The sequence below is a fragment of the Nostoc sp. UIC 10607 genome (assembly GCF_047228265.1).
Lineage (GTDB): Bacteria > Cyanobacteriota > Cyanobacteriia > Cyanobacteriales > Nostocaceae > Nostoc > Nostoc foliaceum_A.
The window spans coordinates 151,507-157,766 of record NZ_JBIQNW010000010.1; the positions used below are offsets into that span (position 1 = coordinate 151,507).

Consider the following 6,260-nt stretch of genomic DNA (forward strand, 5'->3'; position numbering starts at 1 on the left):
ACAACTGACGAATGACAAATGACAAGTGACTAATGACAATCTAAACTCCAGTTGCACCATATCTAAATAACAATTAATCTTCAAAAGTCATGAATTCCGAATCGAAACTATCTCAAACAGCCAATTCGTCGTTTACAATGGACGATTTTGCCAAAGCGCTAGAAAAACACGACTACCAGTTTCAAAAGGGACAGGTTGTACATGGCAAAGTATTCCAACTTGACCATGATGGAGCCTATGTCGATATTGGTGGCAAGTCGTCAGCTTTTCTGCCGCGCGATGAGGCTTCTTTGAGAGCAGTTACCGATTTATCGGAAGTGCTGCCATTGCAAGAGGAAATGCAGTTTTTGATTATCCGAGATCAGGATGCAGAAGGTCAAGTCACCCTTTCTCGAAAGCAGTTGGAAATTCAGCACATCTGGGAACGATTGGCCCAAATGCAGGAAAATGCTCAGACTGTGCAAGTAAAGGTTATGGGTGTGAATAAAGGTGGTGTCACCGTCGATATTCTCTCCTTGCGGGGATTTATTCCGCGATCGCACCTCGCCGAGCGTGATAATTTAGAAGCACTCAAAGGTCAAAATCTGACTGTGGGCTTTTTAGAAATTAATAAAAACACCAACAAACTCATCCTTTCCCAGCGTTTAGCAACTCGTTCTAGCAACTTCAGTTTGTTAGAACTAGGTCAACTGGTGGAAGGTAAAGTTACTGGCATCAAACCTTTTGGTGTGTTTGTTGATTTAAATGGTATGGGGGCTTTGCTTCATATCAAGCAGGTAAGCCAAAAATTCATCGACTCTTTAGAAAAGGTATTTAAAGTTGGTCAGCCAATTAAAGCTGTAATTATTGACTTGGATGAGGGTAAAGGGCGGGTTGCTCTTTCTACCAGAGTTTTGGAAAACTTCCCTGGCGAAGTGTTAGAGAATATGGATGAGGTGATGGCTTCAGCTGAGGCGCGGGCTAATAGGGCTAATAACAAAGCTGCTGAATAGTTTTGAGGTGGGCTGCTTGCACAAAGCGTTTAAATCACCGTCTGAAACAATTTTGAATTTTAAATTTTGAATTGTTAATACTTCCCCCACATCTTTGTAGATGTAGGGGGATTGTAAATTGGGAAAACTCTTCTCAGACTTCTTTCTAGCCTCTGGCTGGAAATGCGGGTAAAACAGGAATTTCAGTCAGCTTTAGATGACTTTCGCTATGAGCCGCAGAATTTATTCTGAGGCAGACGTGGGGGCAATGGTAACATTCTGCAATGATGCAAATACCTGAGTCTAGAAACTTATACCTTAACCCATCACCCGCCATAAGTTAGAAACCTACGGTTAATAGTGAAAGTCCTCTCAAGACGACTAAACAAGAATTTATCAGCCTCCAGTGGCAGGTATCGGATCTTTGAAATGTTGATTAACTCGTAGAAAACAACCTGTTAGAAATATTTATAAAAGTCTGAAGTGCTTAAATGTTAGACTTCACAAGTCTCGACGCAAGAAAAGAAATATTGCAACCTTCCAATCCTTCCACAAGAGACCTTCCCACTGCACAGGCAGGTGTCCCTCACATGCTGAAGTATTAAAATCTATATCAAAGTAATCTATCCAGTTTTCTTTCACTCTCCATCCTACGCGATCGCCAAATTTCTCCCATGCTTCTTTATAATATTCACCGTCTGCCTTCCCACCAACGCTCAGATAAATTTTCTTCTGAACGCTGAAGCCAAAGCGCCCATTACTATACTTTACCCAGAGTTGGTCAATAGTACGTAAGTCAGTACAGGGAAAAATATTGATGGATTCGTTATCAAACCAGCCTTCCTCTTCCCTGCTAGATGCCTTGAGCATGACAGCTAAAGTTTCCTTATCCGCTTCTTTCCACATGCCTGCTGCTAGCAAATCTCGCAATTGCGTGTAGTTTACTCCCTTCTCAGAACTGAGGTCATCGGCTTGAATTACTGCCTGTAGCTTTGGTTTTCGCTCTGGTCGTTTTCCAGTAATACCCCAAATTAAGTTCTCCATAGCCTCAGTATCTGTCCGAAAGTCAACCCACGTATTACCCCCAAGAAAAATTGGGAGTTTAGGCTGCTGTGGTGTATTCCCAAGCAAAACGGGAATCACGGGACATTTTCTCTCTACAAATTCGTTTAAAAAAGCTCTCATTTCTTGACTTTGCCAGGGGCCAAGTCCACTGCTACCTACAAAAACTGCTGCTGATTTAATATTTTCTATTTGTTCTTCTAGTAAAACCTGCCATGCTAAACCAGGACGGAGTTCCCACTTATCTAGCCAAGGTTTAATTCCTTGTCTTGTTAATTCATGAGCAATTTCTATAACTTCAGGCTTGTCTTTGCTATTGTGGCAAAGGAAGACATCAAACTGATCTTCGTCACTCATCTATAAGTCTCCTCACATCCACTTCTCTATATCGGCAATAATTTCCAACACATTAAATATAGTTTGATTTATTCTTGCTTGCTTAAGTTAATAGTTAATGCATCGAAAAAATAGATTAAGTCGAATTTAATAAGCAAAATGGCATTTGACTTACTCAAAAGCTGTGTTTGCTTTCTCATTTCGGTGTTTTCCGCAAGCAAAATGGCATTTGACTTACTCAAGAGCTGTGTTTGCTTTCTCATTTTGGTGTTTTCCGCAAGCAAAATGACGTTTGACTTACTCAAAAGCTGTGTTTGCTTTCTCATTTTGGTGTTTTCCGCAAGCAATCAAGCATATTGCTTTCTCAATATGCTTGATTGCTGACTCATCCCAGTAATTCACACACTTGTGACAACTATCCTTTTCAGATTACTTTTCTGCTATGGAAGAGATAGATTCACCCACAGATGAGCAAGCAGAACTGATTAGGATAACTTTGGAGGGTAGGAAAATGAGCTATCCTGACCGATACCAGCAAGAGAGCCTGCTGAATTTGCACAAAGCTAAGATGTCGCTTGAACAAGCTATTGACTTATTGAGCTAGTAAAACTAATCCCATTACCCTATCCCCTGCATCTACAAAGATATGGGGGATAATTTTTAGAGATTAAGATAAATAAGGTGTGGCCTATTGGCTGAGTTGGCGTAAGGATATCTTGAGCATGGTTACTAAGTATAAAAATATGCTCATATCTCTGTTTAAGTATTGCTTAATGGATTTTGAGCATATATCGAGCATTTCGACAACTATAAACGCTGAAAGTATTCAATTTAGGTATTTATATGTTTCTAGTAACTGGAGCAACGGGAGGAATTGGTCGCAGAATTGTGCGACTCCTACGGCAACGAGAACAGTCTGTGCGGGCATTTGTCCGCCTTACCTCGCGCTACAGCGAGTTAGAACACCGGGGTGCAGAAATTTTCATCGGTGATTTGCTGCAAGAAAAAGATATTCAAAAAGCTAGTCAAGGTGTGAAGTATATTATCAGCGCCCACGGTTCTGATAGCGATGCTCTATCTTTAGATTACCGCGCCAATATTGAACTGATTGACCAAGCAAAAGCCAATGGTGTAGAGCACTTTGTCTTCATTTCCGTACTGGGAGCCGATCGCGGGTATGAAGACGCTCCCGTTTTCAAAGCTAAACGAGCAGTAGAACGATATTTGCAAGCTAGTGGCTTGAATTACACTATTTTACGCCCATCTGGATTAGCATCTAACTTGCTGCCACTAGTAGAACGATTTCGGGAAACGGGATTGTATCTGCTGATTGGCGATCGCAAAAACCGTACCTCAATTGTCAGTACCGATGATTTAGCAAGAATAGTAGTGGATTCTGTGACAGTTGAAGGCGCTCGTAACCAGATTTTACCAGTGGGAGGGCCGGAGATTTTATTACGAGAAGATATTCCCCGGATTTTTGGTCGGATCTTCATCAAAGAGCCAGTAATAATTAACTCACCATTATTTATCATTGATGGGTTACAAGGTGCATTGGGTTTACTTAATCCCCAAATCCAAAAAACTTTGGGAACTTATCGCACATTGCTAGCAAATGAATTTTTCTGTACAAAAGATGAAATTGCCAATTTAGAGGCAATTTTTAACTTCCAGTTAGAGACATTAGAAAGTTTTTTGCGGCGCTATCTAGCAGTTTGAAATAGGTAATGGGGCATAGGGCATAAACTCAATCTTCAATTTTCAATCCCTAATGCCCAACTCTCAACCTCAATGCTCAATAATCTAAAATCCAAAATCTAAAATCCAAAATCTAAAATCCAAAATTCTATGAAATCATCCCTAGCTGTAAATGCTGCTCAAGCACGTCAGACAAAAGAGCGATTTGCCCAACCAGAGGAACAACTCACCTATGAATTGGGGAAGGCGGTACAGGAATTGCCACCCCTGTACACTAGATTATTAGCGGGAACGATCAGTGTCATAGTATTTGGAGCGATCGCTTGGGCGTACTTCTCGCAAATAGATGAAGTAGCAACAGCGCCAGGGGAATTAATTGCTTCTACACAGGTAAGACCGGTGACATCCTTGGGTGGAGGGTCAATTGTCGCCGTCAAAGTGCAAGAAGGCGATCGCGTTACTAAAGGTCAAATTCTGATTCAAAAAGATCCAGACTTGCAGAAAGCCGATGTTTCTCGTCTAGCTAAATCTACCAGATTGATTCAGGACGATTTGCAACGTTTAGATGCAGAACGCATCGGAGGCAAAACTACTGGGACGAAACTGCAAGATGAACTTTTAAGCTCCCGTCTGCAAGACTTCCAAGCACGTCAAGCAGGGGCGGAAGCAGAAGCAAATCGCCAAATAGCACTCATCGATCAAGCCAAAGTCCGCTTGAGCCGATTGCAAGATAACTTAGTGAATGCCAAAAGCAGCGTTGCAAATGCTAAAACCAACCTTGTCAACGCAGATAGCATTCGGCTCAAAATTGAAAGTAATTTGGCGCTTGCTCAAGAAAGGGAAAAAAGCCTACGTACCTTAATTACTCCTGGCGCTGTACCTCGTGTCGATTACTTGGATGCCCAAGAAAGATTAACTCGTGCAAAGACAGAAATCACTAGAGCACAAGATGAAGTAACCAACGCCCAGAATAAAATCACAGAGGCTCAAGATAAAGTCACATCACTAGAAAAAGATATTGCTGCCCAAGTCCAAGAAATTCGCCAAGCAGAACAAGCTTACAATGCCGCGCGCAGTCAGTCCCAGCGTGTAGCATCAGAACGCCAAAGTGAAATTTTGACCCAGTTCAACAAGCGTAAAGAAGAACTAACAACTATTCAAGGTCAATTAGAGCAGGCGAGAAAGCAGCAAGCTTTAGAAACGATTGAGGCTCCCGTTGCCGGTACGATTTACAGAGTTAAAGCCACCAAGGGGCCAGTTCAATCAGGTGAAGAATTGCTATCAATTTTGCCAGAAGGAGAAGAAATGCTCTTAGAGGTAAAAGTTCTCAACCGCGATATTGGGTTTATTCGTCAAGGAATGAAGGCAAAAGTAAAAATGGCGACTTTCCCCTTCCAGGAATTTGGCACTGTGAATGGCGAAGTTATGCAAGTCAGTCCGAATGCAATTGTTGATAAAGAATTAGGCTTAGTTTTTCCCACCAGAATTAAGCTAAATAAACACTCAGCCAACGTTCGGGGTCAAGAAGTACAATTTACACCAGGGATGGCTGCTACAGGTGAAATTGTTACTCGTAAAAAGTCAATTTTGACATTCATTACTGAGCCTGTGACACGGCGATTCAACGAGGCATTTTCCGTTAGATAGCTTCGTAGTTTATCCTGCTTTCATAACCACTTCAAAAGTCTACTACGGGCTACGCCTACGCATCCCACAAACTATACCTAAACGTAAGGGTTTAGCATTGCTAAACCCCTACACCCATTCACAATGGACGAGCGCTTTGGTTGATTGTTTGAACAAAACAGTATTGGAATCAACTGCAAATCGCTATAATTTTCAAGCGATACCCAAAAATTTTCTATACTGATCTATTTGTTTTTGGATTCCTTCTAGTAGTTTTCCAAAATCAAGATTATTCTCATCTTTATTATCATCATTGCTATCGACATTGATGCTGCCCAGGATATTCTCAAAGGTTTGGAGTCGCGACCATAATTCTGGATTGACTAATTCGTTATTACCTTCGGCTGGTGTTAGATATCTTGCTGTTTCTGTAATTGCCTGACTTATTAAAGAACCAACATCAGAATTATTAAAACTAGCAATAGTCTCTGGTGTTAGATATCTTGCTGTTTCTGTAATTGCCTGACTTATTAAAGAACCAACATCAGAATTATTAAAACTAGCAAT

General features: G+C 41.2%; 6 protein-coding genes. 3 read left to right on the plus strand and 3 right to left on the minus strand.

Annotated elements, in window-relative coordinates:
- The first annotated feature begins 89 nt into the window (after window positions 1–89).
- Window positions 90–992, plus strand: a complete 903-nt coding sequence (locus tag ACEYW6_RS12460; RefSeq protein WP_412979929.1) for a S1 RNA-binding domain-containing protein — start codon at window positions 90–92, stop codon at window positions 990–992.
- Between the two features lie 480 nt (window positions 993–1,472).
- Here ACEYW6_RS12460 and ACEYW6_RS12465 read toward each other — a convergent pair whose 3' ends face one another.
- Together ACEYW6_RS12465 and ACEYW6_RS12470 are read right to left on the minus strand one after the other, a co-directional pair.
- On the minus strand, window positions 1,473–2,390 hold the full coding sequence (locus ACEYW6_RS12465; protein WP_412979930.1) for a GUN4 domain-containing protein: 918 nt from the start codon (window positions 2,388–2,390) through the stop codon (window positions 1,473–1,475).
- Between the two features lie 68 nt (window positions 2,391–2,458).
- Window positions 2,459–2,695: a hypothetical protein gene (locus ACEYW6_RS12470; protein WP_412979931.1), complete on the minus strand. Its 237-nt coding sequence runs from the start codon at window positions 2,693–2,695 to the stop codon at window positions 2,459–2,461.
- Between the two features lie 517 nt (window positions 2,696–3,212).
- Here ACEYW6_RS12470 and ACEYW6_RS12475 point away from each other — a divergent pair.
- Together ACEYW6_RS12475 and ACEYW6_RS12480 are read left to right on the plus strand one after the other, a co-directional pair.
- A complete protein-coding gene (locus ACEYW6_RS12475; protein WP_412979932.1) occupies window positions 3,213–4,088 on the plus strand; it encodes an SDR family oxidoreductase in 876 nt (291 codons plus the stop codon).
- A 129-nt stretch (window positions 4,089–4,217) separates the two neighbouring features.
- Window positions 4,218–5,714, plus strand: coding sequence for an HlyD family efflux transporter periplasmic adaptor subunit (locus ACEYW6_RS12480; protein ID WP_412979933.1), 1,497 nt, complete (start codon window positions 4,218–4,220; stop codon window positions 5,712–5,714).
- Between the two features lie 192 nt (window positions 5,715–5,906).
- Here ACEYW6_RS12480 and ACEYW6_RS12485 read toward each other — a convergent pair.
- A partial coding sequence (locus tag ACEYW6_RS12485) for a hypothetical protein (protein ID WP_412979934.1) occupies window positions 5,907–6,260 on the minus strand: 354 nt, incomplete at its 5' end.

What these genes read in the sequence shown, in the direction of transcription:
- ACEYW6_RS12465 (WP_412979930.1), bottom strand. Translation starts at nt 2,390, where the DNA reads ATGAGTGACGAAGATCAGTTTGATGTCTTCCTTTGCCACAATAGCAAA.
- ACEYW6_RS12460 (WP_412979929.1), top strand. Translation starts at nt 90, where the DNA reads ATGAATTCCGAATCGAAACTATCTCAAACAGCCAATTCGTCGTTTACA.
- ACEYW6_RS12480 (WP_412979933.1), top strand. Translation starts at nt 4,218, where the DNA reads ATGAAATCATCCCTAGCTGTAAATGCTGCTCAAGCACGTCAGACAAAA.
- ACEYW6_RS12470 (WP_412979931.1), bottom strand. Translation starts at nt 2,695, where the DNA reads ATGAGAAAGCAAACACAGCTTTTGAGTAAGTCAAACGTCATTTTGCTT.
- ACEYW6_RS12475 (WP_412979932.1), top strand. Translation starts at nt 3,213, where the DNA reads ATGTTTCTAGTAACTGGAGCAACGGGAGGAATTGGTCGCAGAATTGTG.